Below are 17587 nucleotides of genomic sequence, written 5' to 3' on the forward strand. Positions count from 1 at the left end.
TGACTGTCAGACGAAGCCGCGGCGGATGCCGTACTGATCGAGCTTGCGATAAAGCGTCGGCCGCGAAATTCCGAGCCTGCGCGCAACACGGCTGAGATTGCCGCCTTCCGCCGCCAGCGCGTTCTTCATCGCCTGGCGTTCTGCGTCAACGAGCGTGCTGCCGAGCTGCTCGGTTCCGGCTGCTGCATGATCTACAGGTATGTTGGTCCGCTCGGTAACGGGCGTGGTGATTTCCTTTGGAAGGTCCCGGAGCCCGACGTTTCGGCCGCGCGCCAGCACATGCAGCCTTTCGATGAGGTTCTTCAGTTCGCGCACATTGCCGGGCCAACGATAGGCAAGCAGGGCATCAAGGGCATCGTGCGAGAATTCCAACGGGTCTTCGCTTGCAGCAGCCGCGATCTGCCGGTTGAAATGCTCGGTCAGCAGAAGCACGTCCTCGCCCCTGTCTCGCAGCGGCGGGACCTGGATCGAGACAGCACCGATGCGGTAGTAGAGGTCGCTGCGGAAGCGCCCGGCCGCGACTTCCTGTTTCAAGTCGCGGTTTGTCGAGGCGATGAGGCGGACGTCCACCGGGCGGCCCCTTGAGTCACCGATGCGATGGACCACGCGCTCTTCCAGAATGCGCAGCAGGAATGGCTGAATCTCGAGCGGCAATTCACCGATCTCGTCGAGGCTGAGAACGCCGCCATTGGCAAGTTCGAAGACGCCCGGCTTGCCTTCGCGTGAAGCACCGGTGAAGGCACCGGCGACGTGGCCGAACAATTCGCTGCCGAACAGTTCCTTGGTGATCGCTCCGCAATTTATAGCAATGAAAGGGTCGCTCGCGCTGCGCCGGCTGCCAGCATGAACGAGCCGCGCAAACAGCTCCTTGCCTACGCCTGTTTCGCCCTCGATCAACAATGATGTAACGCTACCCGATCGAGCCACGCGAGAGGCGATATCGACGGCCGCCAGCAGGACCTCGCTTTCGCCGACGATCATCTTCGTGGCCGTTTGCAGGTGCCTGTTCACCTCCCGGTCTATGACCGCCACGCTGGAGATGGCCGGTCCCGAAGGGAAGACGAGGGCTGCGCCGCGCAAGTTGCCGTCCAGCTTCAGCGGCGTGATGTGGCAGGATCGCAGATGCGGCGGCAACGCCTTGGCGAGCTCGTCTTCGGAGCCGCTCGGCGGAAGGTTCATGAGCCAGCGGCCGCGGCCCGGTTCCATCGGGCCGTCCCGCATTTCGGTGGTCTCGCCATCGGGGACGTTGTTGCAGAAGATCGCTCGTCCCCGGTGATCCATGATCACCAAGCCGTCCTTGCTGCGATAGCTGGGAGCGGAAGAAATGAAGGCTTCGAGCAGCCGCGTGCGCTGTTCCTGCTGTTGTTCAGCGAGCGCCTTTTCGATCTGCCTGGCCGTCGCGGCGACGAGCGCGGTGTTGTGCGGCCGGAAGATCGGCGAATAGCCCGAGAGGTCGACAACGCCGATGATCTTTCCATCCAGCGGGTCACGGATCGGCGCGCCGGCGCAGGTCCAGGATTTGATGCCCGCGCAGAAATGTTCGGCGGCGTGGACGAAAATCGGCTTGCCTGTCCACAGCGCGGTGCCGATGCCGTTGGTTCCGACGGCGTCTTCGTTCCATTTGCCGCCGATGGCTAGATGAATATCCATGCCGTCATGCAGGGTTTTCTTGTCGCCGATGGCGTCGATCAGCACGCCGTCGCTGTCGGCGAGCACCAGCATCGCGCCTGTCCCGTCCAGCAATTGTCCGAGGGACGCGAATGATCGCTGCGCTGCCGAAAGCAGTTCGGCGTTTGTACGGGTCAGATATTCGATCTCGTCGCGGTCACTGCTTAGCGGCGCTTCGATGCTCTGGGCGTTGATGCCGCCGGTTGCGCTGCGATACCAGGAGTCATGAATCAAGGTGCGGACTTGAACCGGATCGCGGGCACATTTTGGCTCGTCGGCCAGAAAACTCTCCCAGGCGCGCATGGTGGCGCGCTCGTCGTAGTCGGTGTCGTCCAGGGCTAACTGGCCGGTGCCAATCGATGTCCGGGCCGGAAGGGTATCGGTCTTGATCTGGTTGGGGCCGCTCGCGTGTTTCATTCAGTCATCACAGAACCTTTGAGGTATGCCATTTCTGTATGCTGTCGGGTTGGGCGTTCCGAAGGACGACCAGATGTGCGATCGTCAATCGATGCCGAGTTTCGCGCCGATGTCGGCGGCAAGCTGTTCTTCGGTGTAAGTCTTGGTCAGGCGGGATCCGTCCAGGTCGACAAGCGCTTCGGCAATGGTCTCGTCGACCGGCGAGAAGAATCCGTTCTGCTTGGTTGCCATGACGAAGACATGGTCCCCACCCCGGTTGCGAATATCGCCGATATGATGAAGTTGGCGTCCCGTGTTCTGATCTTTCGAGATGACACGGCCGTTCATGGTGACGTGGATGGACGGCTTGGCTTCGGCAGCAGGTGCCGATCCGCCGCCGACATGGATGATCAGGCCTTCGGCCTTCGGTTCCTGGCGTGGTTTCCTTGAGGCCGAATAACCGCCGCCGCTGATCTGGTCGGCAAGCTTGACGATGGTCGAACGGTTCTGCTCGATCAGTCGCTTGACCTGAACATCCTCGCGTCGCGGTCCATCCCGCTTGGAGATGATCTCGACCATGAATCCTCCCAGACACAATTGGCCAAAGCCGTAGCCGAAAGTCCTTCATGCGAACTTATCGCAGTCGGACAGGCTGCACCACAACTATAGTATGATGCGAAATGAGGCTGGTGTGGTGGTAGTGGGCTGGCACATACCCTCCGCATAGTTGGGCGTTGGGTTGGGGAATTGTTCCGTCGCAACCGCCGGTTGCCGTGTTGTTGCAAGACGACCGACAGCAGTTTTTCCAGGGAACAATGCCGCCTGCAGCCGGGTTGTCCTTCGATACTAAAGGAGGAAAAGCCATGGCAGGACCGAAACGGCCAAACGACGACGAAGAATTGCCGAACCCGATGCCGGCGCAGTCTCCTATCGAGGAGCCGGAGCCAGACAGGTTGCCCGATGAGGAGCCGCTACCCAATCCCGACGAGGTGAGGGTGCCACCGAGACGAGCAGCAACACCGCCGCGGCCAGTGCCTGACCCGATGCCGCCGACACCACCGGGGCCGATGCCCGATCCTGGGCCGGATCCACAGCCAATACCGACAAGGTGAGAGCGCCGATCACAGAGTTGTTTCCTAGACTTGCCATTACTCGGTGATAGAGTTCGCGAAGAACATACGTGGAGTATCGCAAATGCAATGGCTTTCGATCTGCACAACGCTCGCAATAGGATTCTTTGTTTCTGGTTGCCAGTCGAGTTCTTCCGAGCAAACCGTCAGGCAATTTTGTGCGATTAAGGCGGTGGAATCTGGCGGATGCCGATCCGCGCGCTCGATTGCTCCGCTCGAGCCTCTGGTGAGATAGCCGGCTAGAGGTGCTCGGGGAGGTCATTTCCCCGCTGATTGTCGGAGGAATTTCGGGCGATCTCGTTCGCCCGGGCGGAGCTGTTTTTGGCAATCGAAGCCGCAGTCTCCACCCAGGCGATAGTAAGTTTCAAACGCTTACATCAAGTTCACTGATTGACGAGCAGATCCTCGATCCGGATCGGGAAATGCCGGGCGCGCACGCCGGTCGCGTGCCAGACCGCATTGGCGATAGCGCCCACGGTGCCTGTGATGCCGATCTCGCCCACGCCCTTCACGCCGAGCGGATTGACGTAAGGATCGTCCTCCGGGATCAGGATCGCATCGAGCGACGGCACGTCCGCATTGACCGGCACATGATACTCGGCAAGGTCGGCATTCATGATCCTGCCGGTCCTGCGGTCGGTGACAGCCTCTTCCTGCAACGCGAAGGAGATGCCCCAGATCATGCCGCCGAAATACTGGCTGCGCACTAGGCGAGGGTTGATGATACGGCCAGCCGCGAAAGCGCCGACCAGGCGCGTCACCCGCACCTGTCCGAGATCGGGATCGACCTTCACCTCGGCGAAGACGGCGCCGTGGGAAAACATCGCATGGGCTTGGGCAACTGCCGGGTCGCGGGCGGCCTTCGCCGTGCCAACCACCTCCGTGCGGCCTGCACGCGCGAGAATTTCAGCATAGCTTTCGCTGCGTCCTTCGTCATCGCGGCGATGAAGCCGCCCGTTGCGAGCCTCAACGCCGATGTTGCCGGCGCCGAAAAGCGGCGATGCAGGATCGGCGGTGGCGAGTTCCGCAAGCCGGGCGATAGCATCCACGCCGGCATTGTGAAGAGCCAGTCCTGCGCTGGCCGTGTGGCCGGAGCCGCCGGCGATGCCGCCGTCGGGCAGGCTTGAAATGCCGGAATGAAGCTCGACCTGATCGGGATCCAGGCCGAGTGCCTCCGCCGCGATTTGAGCAAGAGCCGTCCAGGCGCCTTGTCCCATGTCGGCGCCCGCGGTTTCCACCAGCGCGGTACCATCGGCACGCAAGGTTGCGCGTGCCTCGGCAGGGAAATGCGGGCAGTGGAAGACCGCCGTACCCATGCCCCAGCCGACCAGGAAACCATTTTCGTCGCGCATCTGGCGCGGTTCGAGCGGCCGGCCCGACCAGCCGAAGCGTTTGGCGCCCTCGGCATAGCACTCGCGTAGGGATTTGGAGGAAAAGGGCTTGCCGCTGCCCGGCTCGGTCTCGGCATAGTTGGCGAGCCTGAATTCGAGCGGGTCCATGCCACAGGCGATGGCTGCCTCATCCATTGCCACTTCGAGGGCGGCCGAGCCGGATGCCTCGCCCGGTGCACGCATCGGTCCAGGCGTGCCGGTATCGAGCCGCAAGCCGTCGTGCTCGGCAAGAATGGCGGGGCTGGCATACAGCGGGAGCGAGGCATTGGCCGCCGGCTCCATGAATTCATCAAAGCTCGAAGTCGCCGCCAGCACATGGTGGTGAAGCGCGGTGAGGCGTCCTTCTCCATCCGTGCCGAGGCGCAACTTCTGCCAGGTTTGCCCGCGGTGCCCGACCGGACCGTACATCTGCGCCCGAGTGAGTGCCAGCTTGACGGGTCTGTCGAGCATGCGCGCAGCAAGGATCGCGAGTATCTGCGGGCCGTTGAGGATCGCTTTCGAGCCGAAGCCGCCGCCGAGGAAGGGCGAGCGGATGAGCACGTTCCCGGCCGGAATGCCGAAATAGGCCGCATAGGCCGCGCAACTGAGCGCCAGCGCCTGGTTGGGCATGTCGAGGGTCACCCGGTCGCCGTCCCATTGGGCAACGACGGCGTGGGGTTCCATCGCGTTATGATACTGCGGCGGCGTGATGTAGTCTGCCTCCGTCACCCGGACAGCTGCCGCGAGGCCTGCTTCGACGTCACCGTAGGCGGTGCGCGACGGCGCGCCGACGCCGACCGCGGGCGTATCGAAACGCTCGCCGTTCTCCAGTCTCGTGCGGGCGCTCTCGACTTCGTATTGCGGGTTGAGCAGTGCGGCCCCTTCCGTTGCCGCTTCCAGCGTTTCGGCGATTACCAGGGCTATCGGCTGGTTGACGTAGCGCACGGTGTCGTCCTGCAGCACCTCGACGCGAAACCCGAAGGGCGGGATCTTCTCATCGGGATCATGCGACAGGGGTGGCCGGTTGGCCGGCGTCAGGACCTCGACGACGCCCGGATGTGCCTTTGCGGCCTTGACGTCGAGCGCTGTCACGCGTCCGCGCGCGATGCTGCTGACCGCCGTCACGGCGTAGAGCATGCCTTCGGGGTGGTTGTCTGCGGCATAGGTGGCGCGGCCGGTGACCTTGAGCACGCCGTCGCGGCGGGTCAGCGGTTGGCCGGCGCTGGAACCGTGCCGACGGTGTTGCGGGGAGGGGAATGCGATCTCAGACGACATGGTTCGCTCCGGATAGTGTGGGGAAGGGCGAAGCCGGCAGCGCGGGCATGGCTTGCGGCGTTCCTTCCAAGGCGAGGCTCAAGGCGCGCGTGACGATGCGGCGCGCCAGTTCGATCTTGAAGGCGTTGTCCCCGGAGGGCCGGGCCTCTGCCAGCGCCAGGTGTGCAGCCTCGGCGAAAGCCTGCGCGGTGGCCTGTTTTCCCTCGAGCAGTGCTTCTGCCTCGCGGGCTCGCCAGGGCTTCGCGGCGACGCCGCCGAGCGCGATGCGCGCCTTGCGGATCGTGCCGCCCTCTACCTCCAGTGCGGCAGCAGCCGACACGACGGCAAAGGCATAGGAGGTGCGTTCGCGCAGTTTGATGTAACGGGCGTTGCGCGAGAAGGCAGTGGCTTCTGCCGGAAGCCTGAGCGCGACGATCAGTTCGCCGGGCAAAAGCGCTGTCTCCTGCTCCGGTGTCGCGCCGGGCAACCGGTGCAGAGCGTCCAGGGCGATCTCTCGGCCGCCATGCGGGCCCTCCACCTCGACGATGGCGTCCAGTGCCGCCAGCGGCACGCAGAAGTCCGAGGGGTGGGTGGCTATGCAATGCTCGCTCCAGCCAAGCACCGCCTGCAGGCGGTTTTCGCCGCCAAGCGCGTCGCAGCCCGAGCCCGGCTCTCGCCGGTTGCAGGCGCCGGCGAGGTCGTGGAAATAGGCGCAGCGCGTGCGCTGCATCAGATTGCCGCCAACAGTCGCCGCATTGCGAAGTTGCGCGGAAGCGCCTGAAAGCAGCGCTTCGGCTATGACCGGGAAGGTTTTGGCGAAACGCTCGTCATAGGCGAGGTCCGAATTGCGGACCAGCGCGCCGACGCGAACGCTGCCGTCGGGCAGCCATTCTATGCGGTCGAGGCCCGGCAGCCGCGTGATGTCGATGACCCGCTCGGGCCGCGAGGCGCCTGTCTTCATCAGATCGAGCAGATTGGTGCCGGACGCGAGATAGGCCGATCCGGGAACGGCCGCGGCTGCGACGGCTTCCGGCACGCTGGCCGGGCGGATATAGTCGAAACGGTTCATGCCGCGTCCCTCCGATTGCGTTCTGCGAGGGTCTTTTGTGCTTCCAGCACTGCTTCGGTGATGCCCTGATAAGCGCCGCAGCGGCAGATATTGCCGCTCATCAATTCACGGATACGCTCGGGGTCGTTTCCGGCATTGCCTTCGGTGATGAGGCCGATGGCGCTCATGATCTGGCCGGGCGTGCAGAAGCCGCACTGGAAGCCGTCATGCTCGATGAAGGCGGCCTGGACCGGATGCAGCGCGTCGCCCTCGGCAAGCCCCTCGATGGTGGTGACGGTGGCGCCGTCTAGGCTGGCAGCCAGCGCCAGGCAGGAATTGATGCGCCGGCCATCGACGAGCACGGTGCAGGCACCGCATTGGCCGCGGTCGCAGCCCTTCTTGGTGCCGGTCAGATCGAGCCGCTCGCGCAACAGGTCAAGCAGCGTCACGCGCGGGTCGTCGAGTGCAACCGTGCGGGGCTGACCATTGATGGTGAGGCCGATGGAGAGTGACATGTGGTACTCCATTCAGGATTTGTGATGTATGGATCGGTGCTGCCGGATGGCAGCCGAGGATGCGGGCGGGAAAAGATCTGACGCGAGCCGTCTTTCGGCCCAAACTGGGAATGCGTGCCTTGTGCGTTTTCCCGATGTGCGATCTATTTATACGGAGGATGCCTCCGTTTAGCAAGAGGCAACGAGCCCTGTTGGAAGAAAATGGGACCTGAGACCGCAAAAACAAGACGCAAGCCGCGCGCGGATTCCATCCGCAATCGCGAAATCCTGCTCGAGGCGGCGACGCAAATCTTCAGCGCCGGCGGTCCGCAGGCGAGCCTGGAGGCGGTTGCGCGGCAGGCGGGTGTGGGGATCGGAACGCTCTATCGCCATTTTCCGACGCGCGAAGCATTGTTCGAAGCGGTCTATCGCCATGAGGTCGATCACCTCGGCGAACTCGCTGAGTTGCTTGCCCACGACAGTGATCCGGTCGAGGCGCTGCGCAAATGGCTGCACGCCAATGTCCGCCTGGTGGCGACCAAAAAGGGTATGGTCGAAGCACTTCAGCTCGTCGCGCACGGTTCGAGCGAACTGAAGGCCTATTCCTTCGAGCGCATGAGCAATGCGATCGGCCTGCTGCTCGATCGCGGGGTTGCGGCAGGAGAAATCCGCTCCGACATTTCGCCGGAAGACCTGTTGCGAACCTTGGTCGGCATTTTCTATTCGCAGGGCACGGCCGACTGGCAGCCGGCAGCGCTGCGCCTGGTCGATGTGTTCGTCGACGGGCTGCGAACGCGTTGAGGCAACCTGTAGTCTGTTAACGCCGCCGCCATGCCTGGGTGCGTGTCAGGAGTGTGCGGGATATGCCTGCGTGCACGAGCCGGGCAACGACATTCGTGTAGAAGATCATCATGCCCATGGCCGCGGCGGGTGCCACGTCGCCGGCGTCGTCCATGTTGAGAACGGCGACCGAGGCAAGCTGCGTGTGCGTGGAATACAGAAACACGACCGCAGACACCGTCGTCATCGCATTGACGAAGAGGTAGATCGAAATGTCGAGAATGGCGGGCAGCGATACCGGAACCGTGACGCGGAAGAACAGCTTGTAGAATGGCTGTTTGAGCGATGCGGCAACCGGTTCGAACTCGCGGTCCATCTGCTTCAGGGCCGTCAGTGCGGTCAGATGCGAGACGGTGTAGAAATGCGTCACGGTGCTGACGACGAGGATAGCCATCGTTCCGTAGATCGCGTTGAACGGGTTCGACGGGTTGTTGAAGAAGAAGATGTAGGCGAGGCCGAGGACCATGCCGGGCACGGCCATCGGCAGCATGGCGAGGAACTGGAACAGCGTGCGCCCGAGCGGGAAGCCTTCGCTCTTCTCGACCATATAGGCGCCGACGAAGACGATGACCGTGCCGAAGATCGCCGTCAGCAGCGCCATCTTGATCGAATTCGCATAGGCGCCCCAACCGCCGCCATCGACCAGGTCGAAGCGGAAATTCTTGAGCGTCGGCGTCAGGTCGTAGGGCCAGAATTTTACCGTCGCCGCCAGCTGGCAGACGCCGATCAGGGTGAGGACGAACAGGGCAACCGCTGCGCAATAGGCGAAGCACATCCAGTCGAATCGCGCATTGGGCTTGGGCTGATAGGGCACCGAGCGAGCCGACAGCAGCGCGACCTGTTTTTTCTGGATCAGGCGGTCGACAAAGAAAGCGGCGGCGGCCGGCACAAGGAGGATGACGGAGACGACCGCGCCCATCTCGAAATTCTGCTGGCCGATAACCTGCTTGTAGATGTCGACCGCCAGCATGTTGTACTGGCCGCCGATGACCTTGGGCAGGCCGAAATCGGTGACCACCATGGTGAAGACCACGAAGGCAGCCGAGATGATGCCGTAGCGTGCGCCGGGCACCGTGACGGTCCAGAAGGTACGCCATTTGCTGGCTCGTAACGAAGCTGCCGCCTCATAGTGACGGGCGTCGGCGATTGCGAGAGCCGTGGATACGATCAGCAGGGCATGGGGCAGAGTGAAGAACACCGATCCGACGACGATGCCGATGGGGCCGTAGATGGAATAGCCCATCATGGCTTCCTTCAGCAGGCCCTGGTTGCCGAACAGATAGACAAGGGCGATGCCGGGCAACAGCGACGGCACGAGGATCGGGATGGTCGTGACGAGCCTGAAGAACCCCTTGAGGCGCATCTGGCTGCGGTTCAGCGCATAGGCGAGGCCAAACGCGATTGCGATGACAAGCACCGTCGTGATCACGCCCATGAGGACGGAGTTGTAGATCGCCTGCGTCAGCGATGGCGTCGAGAAATAGCTGACAAAATTGTCGAGGCCCGTGGCGGTCGACGGTCGCAGTGAGACGCGGCGGAAGGTGTTGGAGTCGAGCTCGAGCCAATCGGTGCCGCGATGCAGTTCCGAGCCGACAAGGAATGAGGCGGCGCTGTCCATGCCGCGTATGCGATATTTGACAGGGCTGCGGAAGCTGAAATCGGGGAACAGGCCGGTCACCGAAAGTCGATCGCCGGAACCGGCGTCGAGTTGTTCAGGCGTTATGGCATGGGTGTCGGCATTCAGCGCTGCGGCAGTCTTGGCCGGGCCGAAATTCGCGCCGGTCTCGTCGCTGCGCTGGATCTCGAAGGCGTCGAGATCGAAGTGATAGGTCGTGACGGATTTCGACAGGAGCACATAGAGGGGCGCGGCCAGCGCCACCAGAAGATAGAGCGAGATGACGATCATCAACCCGCGCTTGATGATGTCGTCCGAAGACACCTGCGGGCGCAACGCCCGGCCTGCCGGCATGGTCAGCGTTGCCGTGGCCATCTCAGGCAGCCTTTCCGAAGACGAGCAGGCGTTCGCTCGGCAGTTCGACACGCATCGCGCCATCCACCGCGATGCCGAGCCGGCGAACCGCATTGATGGAGAAATCGGCGATCAGGATGCGGGAGCCCAGACGCGGCGACGACAGCCGCGTACGCCAGAAGCTGCCGAGAAATTCCATCTCCGTGACGGTCACCTCGATCAGGTTCTCCGGCGTTCCGACCTTGTCGGTGCCGCTCATGGAATGCGGAATGATGTCCACTGGCCGGATCACCGCCGTTGCGTCGCAGGCGAGCGCGAGCTGATGAGGCGCACACGCCAGTTCGGTCCCTTCCACGGCCAGCCTGTCGCCCGCCAGAACCTTAGCCGGGATCTGGTTGGTCTCGCCGATGAAATCGGCGACGAAAAGCGTCGACGGCTGGCGATAGATTTCCGTCGGCGTGCCGATCTGTTCGATGACGCCGTGGTTCATCACCACGATGCGGTCGGCCATCGACAGCGCTTCTTCCTGGTCGTGCGTCACCATGATGGTCGTCACGCCGAGTTTACGCTGCAGTTCCTTGATTTCATGGCGCAGATGCACCCGCACCTTGGCGTCCAGAGCCGAAAGCGGCTCGTCCAGCAGAAGCAGGCCGGGCGCCACGGCCATGGCGCGCGCCAGCGCGATGCGCTGCTGCTGGCCGCCGGACAGCTGGGCGGGATACTTCTTGGCCTGGCTGGCAAGCCCGACAAGGGCAAGCAGCTCGGCGACGCGCGCATTGATTTCCGCCCTCGGGCGTCCCGCATTCTCCAGGCCGAAGGCTATGTTCCGTTCGATCGTCAGGTTGGGGAACAGCGCGTAGGATTGAAAGACGATGCCGTAGTCGCGTTTCGACGGCGGCAAGGTCGAGATGTCCTTGCCGGCCTGATGGATCGTTCCGCGCGTCTGCAGGTCGAGGCCGGCAACGGCGCGCAGCAGCGTGGTCTTGCCGCAACCCGATGGCCCGAGGAAGCAGACGAATTCGCCTTCCCGGATCGAAAGCGACACGCCCTTGAGCGCGACGAATTCGCCGAATGCCTTCCACAGGCCGTCGATTTCAAGATAGGCCGGCTTCCCGGCCATTGGACGCACCTCGGTCGGCGTCGCCGGTTGGCCGGCCACGATCTCATGTCTCATTCTAGCCACCAGTGCTTGGTTGCGAAAAGGGCGCCGCATTGCTGGGCGCCCCTCTTCAGAGCTGCGATCAGCTCTTCGGCTCGGACTTGGCGTCGTAGCGCTTGGCCCATTCCGTCAGGATCGCCTTGCGGTTGTTGGCTGCCCACTCGAAGTCGTTCTTGATCATGTGGGAGGCAACGTCGGCCGGCAGGTTTTCAACCGGCTTGGCAATGCCGGGATAAGCGAGCACGGCGTAGCCTTGATTGTACATCTCGTTGGCTTCCTTGGAGACCGAGAAGTCGACCAGCTTCTTGGCCGCGTCGAGGTTTGCCGTGCCTGCGATGATGGCGGTTGCCTCGGCTTCCCACCCCGAACCTTCTTCCGGGAAGATGATGTCGATCGGCGCGCCGGCGCTCTTGGCCTTGGCGCCGGGGAACTCGAAGGAAACGCCGATCACCGTCTCGCCGGCGCCAGCCATCTTGCAAGGCTTGGAGCCGGAATGGGTGTAGGCCGAGATGTTCTCATGCAGGCCGTCCATGAAGGCCCAGGCATCCTTCTCGCCGAAGGTCTGCATCCAGGCGGAGACGTCGAGGAAGCCGGTGCCCGAGGAGTTGGGGTTCGGCATGACGACGTGACCCTTGTATTCAGGCTTGGTCAGGTCCTTCCAGGACTTAGGTGCTGTGATGCCGAGCTTCTTGGCCTCGACGGTGTTGAAGCACAGCGCCGCGACATAGGCGTCCATGCCGGTCCATGACGGAGGCGTGGTGCTGTCGACGAAGCGCGGGTCGAGTTTTTCCACGCCGGCAGGGGCGTAGGGCTCCAGCATGCCTTCGCCCTTGAGCAGCAGGAGCGAGGTTGCCGCCAGTCCCCAGACCACGTCGGCCTGCGGATTATCCTTTTCGGCCAGCAATTTGGCGGTCATGACCCCGGTGGAGTCGCGAACCCAGTTGATCTTGATGTCGGGATTGGCTTTCTCGAACTCAGCCTTGTAACGGTCGAGATCGACGGCCTCGATCGCGGTGTAGACGGTGAGGTTGGTTTCGGCAAAAGCGGCAGATGCCGAGAGAGTGGCCGCCAACGCGGCAATGACGATGGATGCGGTATTCTTCATGGTTTGGTTCCCCATTTGACACAATCTGCGATGTATCGAGGCGCTCATGCTCTATGGCAGTTCACCGGTCGTTTGCGCCGGTCGATGTCGCCCATGTGTCAATCCTGAAGCCGCATGGTCGATAAGTAAAATCTATTTATCCTATAAAGCTATCACCTGAGGCGATAGTAGTCATGCTGCTGTCACACTACTCGGAGACAGCCAGCGTCACCACGCCGAGGGCGACGACAAGGGCTGCAAGAACGCGCCCGAACCATGGTCTTTCACGAAAGAAAACCACGCCGATCAGGGCAGCGATGATGACGCTCGACTCTCTGACTGCCGATACCGCGCCGATGTGAGCGATCGTCTTGGCGTAGAGTACGAGGCCGTAGGCGGTGACGGCGAAGAGCCCGCCGACCAGGCCGATGCCTACGATTTTCCAATCGATCCGAACGCCTGCTCTGCGGCGGCTTGCCAGGATCGCCAAGGTGACCGGCGACTCGAACAGGAAGAGCCATCCCATATAGCCGGTGGGGCTCTCGGAGAATCGAACCCCGACGCCGTCGGCGACGGAATAGGCTGCAATGCTGAGACCTAGCAGCGCAGCGACGAGAACTGCCTTGCCGTCTGCGTGACCGGCGCCGCGTTGCAGCGCCAGGAAAGCAATGCCGGCGGTCACGAGTGCGAGGCCCGACCAGCCGAGCGGCGACAGCGTTTCGCCGATCATCAGAAAGGTGCCGATGGCAACAAGTGCGGGCGCCATGCCGCGCGATATCGGATAGACTTGGCTCAAGTCGCCCAGCCGGTAGGCCTGGAACAGCAGGACATAGTAGCCGTAGTGGACGACGGTCGACACCGCTATCGAAGGCCAGCTCGCAACGGCAGGCGATGGCGATATCGCGATCAGCAGGATGCCGGCCAGCGCATGCATGGCGGAGACCGCGGCCAATGTGAGCGCGCGATCGGGCGCGGCCTTTACGAGCGCGTTCCAGCTCGCATGAAGAAGTGCTGCGAAAAGTACGATCGACAGTGCGGTTGCTGACACGCCTGCTAACCGAACATCTCGGCGATCGTTTCTTCACCAATCGCAAATCCGGTGCTGGCGCCGGTTCCGCTGGTAACCATCACCAGCCTCACGTCTTCATGCGGCTCGTCCCTGAAGCTCGCATGATCTGATGCGGAAGCGTAGGTGCCGGTCCAGCGCGCGAGCACATTTGGCGTCGATCCCCCGAAAAGTGCGGCGAATTCGTCGAGGATCAGGCGGTCGACCTCATCGGAAGCGAAGGGGTCCGGTGTTTGGCCATAGTGGTGGGAATCGCCGACGACCAGCGACCCGTCCGCGCTCTGGACGACGATCAGATGGACGCCGTTGTCGAGCGCCCGGGAACATTGGCTGGTCAGCGTCTTTCGCAGCGACGCAGCCTCAGGCAGCGCCGCATAACCGGCGTAGCGCAGCAGGCTGAGATCCGAGACCAGCGCCGAGCGCAGCTTGTGACCCGGGTTGGCAAGCCGCAGCATCTGCAGCTTGCAGCGCCGGATGCCGTACTTGCCGATGCGCTCCGGATAGAGAGTGGCGAGGTCGTCGCCCGGGCAGACCACGATCTTTGCCGCTCGCACCGGGCCGTGGCTGGTTTCGACAACCGGAGGCGCAATGGCCGAGACGGCGACGCCGCGACGGAATTCGACGCCGTGGCGCTCCGCCAGGAACGACGCAAGCTTCGGCAACGCCTCGCGCGATTCCACGCGCAGCTCGAACGGACTGTAGAGGCCACCGACGATTTTAGAACCATCGAGGCCGGGCTGATGGCCAGTTACCTCGTCGCTGGTCAGCAGCCGGCAATCCTGCCCGTGCTCGCCCGCCTTGAACGCTTCAAGCAGCGCGAGCGCTTCGGGGCGCTGCGCGGCGACGAGTTTGCCCTGCTGGAGGATTTCTATTCCGGCCTGCCCGGCGAGGCTCAGCCATACCTCGCGCGACCGTTCGGCGTATTGGCGCGAAATGCCGGCTTCCTGACCGGTGACCACGACGAGCCCGAAGTTGCGGATCGAGGCGCCGTTGGCCTGTGCATCGCGGTCGATGACGACGACGCGCAGGCCGCGGCGCGCGGCAGCGAGCGCATGCGCAAGGCCGACGATGCCGGCGCCGACGACAGCCAGATCATATTGCATGTCAGTCATGGATCACCAGGGCAGGGAGAAGGTCTTGACGTTTGTGAAGCTCTTCATGGCTTCGATGACGCCTTCCTTGTAGCCGTTGCCTGAATCCTTGATGCCGCCGAAGGGGCTCATCTCTATGCGGTATCCCGGGACTTCCCAGATGTTGACGGTGCCGACCTGAAGGCCTGCTATGTATTTCTGCATGCGGCGGAAGTCGTTGGTGCAGACGCCTGAGGAGAGGCCGAAGGCGGTGGAGTTGGAGAGTGCGATCAGCGCGTCGTCATCGTCGGGGGCGCGGATGATCGGGATGATCGGCCCAAAGGTTTCTTCCATGACGAGTTCTGAGGCATGCGGCACGCGGTCGACGACGATGGGCGGAAGCAGCGCGCCGTTGCGGCCCGGATTGTAGAGAATGTCGGCGCCTTGTTCTGCCGCCATGTGGACGCGGTCCTCGAACAGCTTTGCCGCGCGCTCATGCACGACAGTGCCGAGATCGGTGGTGCGGTCCATGGGGTCGCCGAACCTGATCTTCCTTGCCCGCTCCAGCACCAGCGGCACGAAACGGTCGGCGATGCTTTCCTGGACAAGGATGCGCTTGACCGCCGTGCAGCGCTGGCCGGAGTTCTTGGTCGCACCCGCGACCGCCAGATCGGCGGCCTTGGCCAGATCGTCGTCGGAGAGGTCGTTGAGGATGATCAGGGGGTCATTGCCGCCAAGTTCCAGCACCTGGCGCCTGTAGCCGGCCTTGGAGGCGATCAGCTTGCCCACCGGCACGCCGCCGGTGAAGGTGATCAGATCGATGTTTTCGTTGGTGATCATCTCGTCGCCGATGTCCTTCGGCCAGCCGGTCACCACCGACAGCATTTCCGGCGGCAGGCCGGCCTCGTAGAGAATGTCGGCCAGCACCAGTGCCGTCATCGGCGTCAGCTCGGTCGGCTTGACGACGACGCAGTTGTTGGTGGCAATCGCCGGCGCCACCTTGTGCGAGACCATGTTGAGCGGATGGTTGAACGGCGTGATCGCCGAGATCGCGTTGAGCGGCTCGCGCATGGTGAAGATTTTGCGCGCCTTGCCGTGCGGGGTCAGGTCGCAGGAGAAGATCTGGCCGTCATCCTGGATGCACATCTGGCCCGACAGGGTGAACACGTCATAAGCGCGGCCGACTTCATAGAGCGAGTCCTGCTTGGAGATGCCGAGTTCCAGCGTGATCAGGTCGGAGATTTCTTCCTTCCTGGAGCTCAGCAGCTCTGCCGTCCTGAGCAGGATCTTCTGGCGCTCGTAGCGGGTCAGCTTCGGCTTGTAGGCGGCAGCGATCGCGAAGGCCTGCCGGGCATGCTCGGCACCGCCTGCCGGCACGGTGCCGACCACCGTGTCGTTCCAGGGATAGCGCACCTCGACGACGCCGTCGGCGTCGACATGTCTGCCGGCAATGCGCATCGGCTCGTGGCGGACTTTGATCGTGGGGTCGAGTTTGGTCATCGCTGTGTTCCTGAATAGCCCTTATGCGTCTTGTCGCCTGTGCCATCGCTTGCCGGCAAAGCCTTCCCCCACTCCGGCCCTTCGGGCCACCTCTCCCCCTCCGGAGGGAGAGGAAGGGAGCCAGGGCTCGGCGGGTCGGCACCTTTCCTCTCCCCCGTCGAACGGGGGAGAGGTGGCCCGAAGGGCCGGAGTGGGGGTCGACCAACCTCGGTCAACATTCATCGCCAGCGCAACGAAGCGCCGGCATTGCAATCACGTATTCGGCAGCGCCGCAGCCATCACCGCGTAGTAGAAGGCGTCGAAGTTGCGCAGCTTCGGTGCGCCGGGCTGGTCCGGCAGGACGCGGTTGGTGATGAACGGCACCACCTGCTCGGTCAGCCCGCCATGCGAGCGCAGCGGCTCATTGAGGGCGGCGAGATCGTGACGGTGCTCGCTGGTGCCGATCGTCTTGTTCTCGGTCGAGATCATGACGATGTCGCCGATGCGGTCTTCCGGCAGCTCGAAACGGCGGCAGGCTTCCTCGCGGTCGACGACAAGGTCGATGCCCTCGATGCCGGCCAGCCGCTTCATGATGTCGGCGCGGTCGGCACCCTTGGGCAGATAGGCGGTGGCGAACGAGCCCAGCGCGCCGTGATGGACGACGTAAGGATCGGTGATCGGCAGGATGACGCGCCCGGCATCCTTGCCCAGCCATTCGTCGAGCAGGTCCTGCGCATAGACGACATCGGGCGAACCGTCAGCCTTGTGCTTCGGCTTCATGCCGTGATCGGCGGTCACCACGATCGCAGCACCCAGCGCGTCGAGTTCGGCGAGATACTTGTCGAACATCTCGTAGAAATCGTTGGCCTGCTTCACGCCCGGCGCGTATTTGTGCTGCACATAGTCGGTCGTGGTCAGGTACATGACGTCGGGCCGCCATTCCTTCAACAGCTTGACGCCGGCGGCAAAGACGAATTCCGACAGTTCGGCCGAATAGACTTCCGGCACCGGCCGGCCGAGCCATGAGGACGCATTGTCGATGCCGTGCTCGGCCTTCGTCGTGGTGTCCGACTTCTCAGAGGAAAAGCAGATGGCGCGGTCTTCATTGAACTTCAGGCCGTGCCCAAGCAGCGAACGCAGCTTGTCTTTCGCCGTCACCACCGCGACGCGGGCGCCGGCATCGTAGAAGGCCTGGAAGACGGTCGGGGCGCGCAGGAACTTTGGATCGTTCATCATCACCTCTTCGCCCGTCTCCGGATTGTAGAGGTAGTTGCCGCAGATACCGTGGACAGAAGGCGGGCGGCCGGTGGCGATCGACAGATTGTTGGGATTGGTGAAGCTCGGGATGACGCTGTGGGCCATGCGCACCGTGCCCTTCGCCTTGATCTTCTCCAGCGCCGGCATCAGCCCCGCCTTAATCGCCTCGTCGAGATAGGCCGGCTCGCAGCCGTCAAGGCAGATCGCGATCGCCGGCACGCGCGGCCAGGCATAATTGCGTCCATTCGCAGACACGGTGACAGGGGACATCTGGTTCATCGGGGCATTCCTTGGGAATTGGAG

Annotated in this window: 13 protein-coding genes; 1 reads left to right on the forward strand and 12 read right to left on the reverse strand. The window is 63.1% G+C overall.

Going from position 1 to position 17587, the window contains the following annotated elements:
* Window positions 1–6: 6 nt before the first annotated feature.
* From DZG07_RS09210 to DZG07_RS09230, 5 genes are all read right to left on the reverse strand, one after another.
* Window positions 7–2085, reverse strand: a complete 2079-nt coding sequence (locus DZG07_RS09210; protein ID WP_119816215.1) for a sigma-54-dependent Fis family transcriptional regulator — start codon at window positions 2083–2085, stop codon at window positions 7–9.
* A gap of 84 nt (window positions 2086–2169) precedes the next feature.
* Window positions 2170–2643 carry a hypothetical protein gene (locus DZG07_RS09215; protein WP_119816218.1) on the reverse strand — a complete coding sequence of 158 codons (474 nt, stop codon included), beginning with the start codon at window positions 2641–2643 and terminating at the stop codon, window positions 2170–2172.
* Between the two features lie 934 nt (window positions 2644–3577).
* Window positions 3578–5839, reverse strand: coding sequence for a xanthine dehydrogenase family protein molybdopterin-binding subunit (locus tag DZG07_RS09220; RefSeq protein ID WP_119816221.1), 2262 nt, complete (start codon window positions 5837–5839; stop codon window positions 3578–3580).
* The gene (locus tag DZG07_RS09225) at window positions 5829–6887 is read right to left on the reverse strand and encodes a xanthine dehydrogenase family protein subunit M (RefSeq protein ID WP_119816224.1); all 1059 of its coding nucleotides are present in this window, start codon (window positions 6885–6887) and stop codon (window positions 5829–5831) included. Before DZG07_RS09225 ends, DZG07_RS09220 begins: the two co-directional genes overlap by 11 nt.
* A complete protein-coding gene (locus DZG07_RS09230; RefSeq protein WP_119816227.1) occupies window positions 6884–7381 on the reverse strand; it encodes a (2Fe-2S)-binding protein in 498 nt (165 codons plus the stop codon). The genes DZG07_RS09225 and DZG07_RS09230 overlap by 4 nt, the downstream gene beginning before the upstream one ends.
* Window positions 7382–7582: 201 nt before the next feature.
* Here DZG07_RS09230 and DZG07_RS09235 point away from each other — a divergent pair, with 201 nt between their 5' ends.
* The gene (locus DZG07_RS09235) at window positions 7583–8161 is read left to right on the forward strand and encodes a TetR/AcrR family transcriptional regulator (RefSeq protein WP_119816230.1); all 579 of its coding nucleotides are present in this window, start codon (window positions 7583–7585) and stop codon (window positions 8159–8161) included.
* A 16-nt stretch (window positions 8162–8177) separates the two neighbouring features.
* On the opposite strand, the gene DZG07_RS09240 is transcribed toward DZG07_RS09235, so the two are convergent.
* From DZG07_RS09240 to phnA, 7 genes are all read right to left on the reverse strand, one after another.
* A complete protein-coding gene (locus tag DZG07_RS09240) occupies window positions 8178–10190 on the reverse strand; it encodes a putative 2-aminoethylphosphonate ABC transporter permease subunit (RefSeq protein ID WP_119816233.1) in 2013 nt (670 codons plus the stop codon).
* Window position 10191: 1 nt separating this feature from the next.
* Entirely contained in the window at window positions 10192–11289 is a 1098-nt protein-coding gene (locus tag DZG07_RS09245; RefSeq protein WP_245429636.1) for a putative 2-aminoethylphosphonate ABC transporter ATP-binding protein, read from the reverse strand.
* 121 nt (window positions 11290–11410) lie between these two features.
* Entirely contained in the window at window positions 11411–12433 is a 1023-nt protein-coding gene (locus DZG07_RS09250) for a putative 2-aminoethylphosphonate ABC transporter substrate-binding protein (RefSeq protein ID WP_091913080.1), read from the reverse strand.
* A 187-nt stretch (window positions 12434–12620) separates the two neighbouring features.
* A complete protein-coding gene (locus tag DZG07_RS09255; protein ID WP_119816239.1) occupies window positions 12621–13460 on the reverse strand; it encodes an EamA family transporter in 840 nt (279 codons plus the stop codon).
* A gap of 5 nt (window positions 13461–13465) precedes the next feature.
* Window positions 13466–14590, reverse strand: a complete 1125-nt coding sequence (locus DZG07_RS09260) for a TIGR03364 family FAD-dependent oxidoreductase (protein WP_119816242.1) — start codon at window positions 14588–14590, stop codon at window positions 13466–13468.
* A gap of 3 nt (window positions 14591–14593) precedes the next feature.
* Window positions 14594–16048, reverse strand: coding sequence for a phosphonoacetaldehyde dehydrogenase (gene phnY / locus DZG07_RS09265; protein WP_119816245.1), 1455 nt, complete (start codon window positions 16046–16048; stop codon window positions 14594–14596).
* A gap of 252 nt (window positions 16049–16300) precedes the next feature.
* Window positions 16301–17563 carry a phosphonoacetate hydrolase gene (gene phnA / locus DZG07_RS09270; RefSeq protein WP_119816248.1) on the reverse strand — a complete coding sequence of 421 codons (1263 nt, stop codon included), beginning with the start codon at window positions 17561–17563 and terminating at the stop codon, window positions 16301–16303.
* Window positions 17564–17587 lie beyond the last annotated feature (24 nt).

It is taken from the genome of Mesorhizobium sp. DCY119, assembly GCF_003590645.1.
In the GTDB taxonomy this organism is placed as follows: domain Bacteria; phylum Pseudomonadota; class Alphaproteobacteria; order Rhizobiales; family Rhizobiaceae; genus Mesorhizobium_M.

Excerpts from the sequence above, each read along its gene's own strand:
- DZG07_RS09225 (WP_119816224.1), bottom strand. The coding sequence starts at position 6,887 with ATGAACCGTTTCGACTATATCCGCCCGGCCAGCGTGCCGGAAGCCGTC.
- DZG07_RS09250 (WP_091913080.1), bottom strand. The coding sequence starts at position 12,433 with ATGAAGAATACCGCATCCATCGTCATTGCCGCGTTGGCGGCCACTCTC.
- DZG07_RS09245 (WP_245429636.1), bottom strand. The coding sequence starts at position 11,289 with ATGGCCGGGAAGCCGGCCTATCTTGAAATCGACGGCCTGTGGAAGGCA.
- phnY (WP_119816245.1), bottom strand. The coding sequence starts at position 16,048 with ATGACCAAACTCGACCCCACGATCAAAGTCCGCCACGAGCCGATGCGC.
- DZG07_RS09235 (WP_119816230.1), top strand. The coding sequence starts at position 7,583 with ATGGGACCTGAGACCGCAAAAACAAGACGCAAGCCGCGCGCGGATTCC.
- DZG07_RS09210 (WP_119816215.1), bottom strand. The coding sequence starts at position 2,085 with ATGAAACACGCGAGCGGCCCCAACCAGATCAAGACCGATACCCTTCCG.
- DZG07_RS09230 (WP_119816227.1), bottom strand. The coding sequence starts at position 7,381 with ATGTCACTCTCCATCGGCCTCACCATCAATGGTCAGCCCCGCACGGTT.
- DZG07_RS09240 (WP_119816233.1), bottom strand. The coding sequence starts at position 10,190 with ATGGCCACGGCAACGCTGACCATGCCGGCAGGCCGGGCGTTGCGCCCG.
- DZG07_RS09220 (WP_119816221.1), bottom strand. The coding sequence starts at position 5,839 with ATGTCGTCTGAGATCGCATTCCCCTCCCCGCAACACCGTCGGCACGGT.
- phnA (WP_119816248.1), bottom strand. The coding sequence starts at position 17,563 with ATGAACCAGATGTCCCCTGTCACCGTGTCTGCGAATGGACGCAATTAT.
- DZG07_RS09215 (WP_119816218.1), bottom strand. The coding sequence starts at position 2,643 with ATGGTCGAGATCATCTCCAAGCGGGATGGACCGCGACGCGAGGATGTT.
- DZG07_RS09260 (WP_119816242.1), bottom strand. The coding sequence starts at position 14,590 with ATGACTGACATGCAATATGATCTGGCTGTCGTCGGCGCCGGCATCGTC.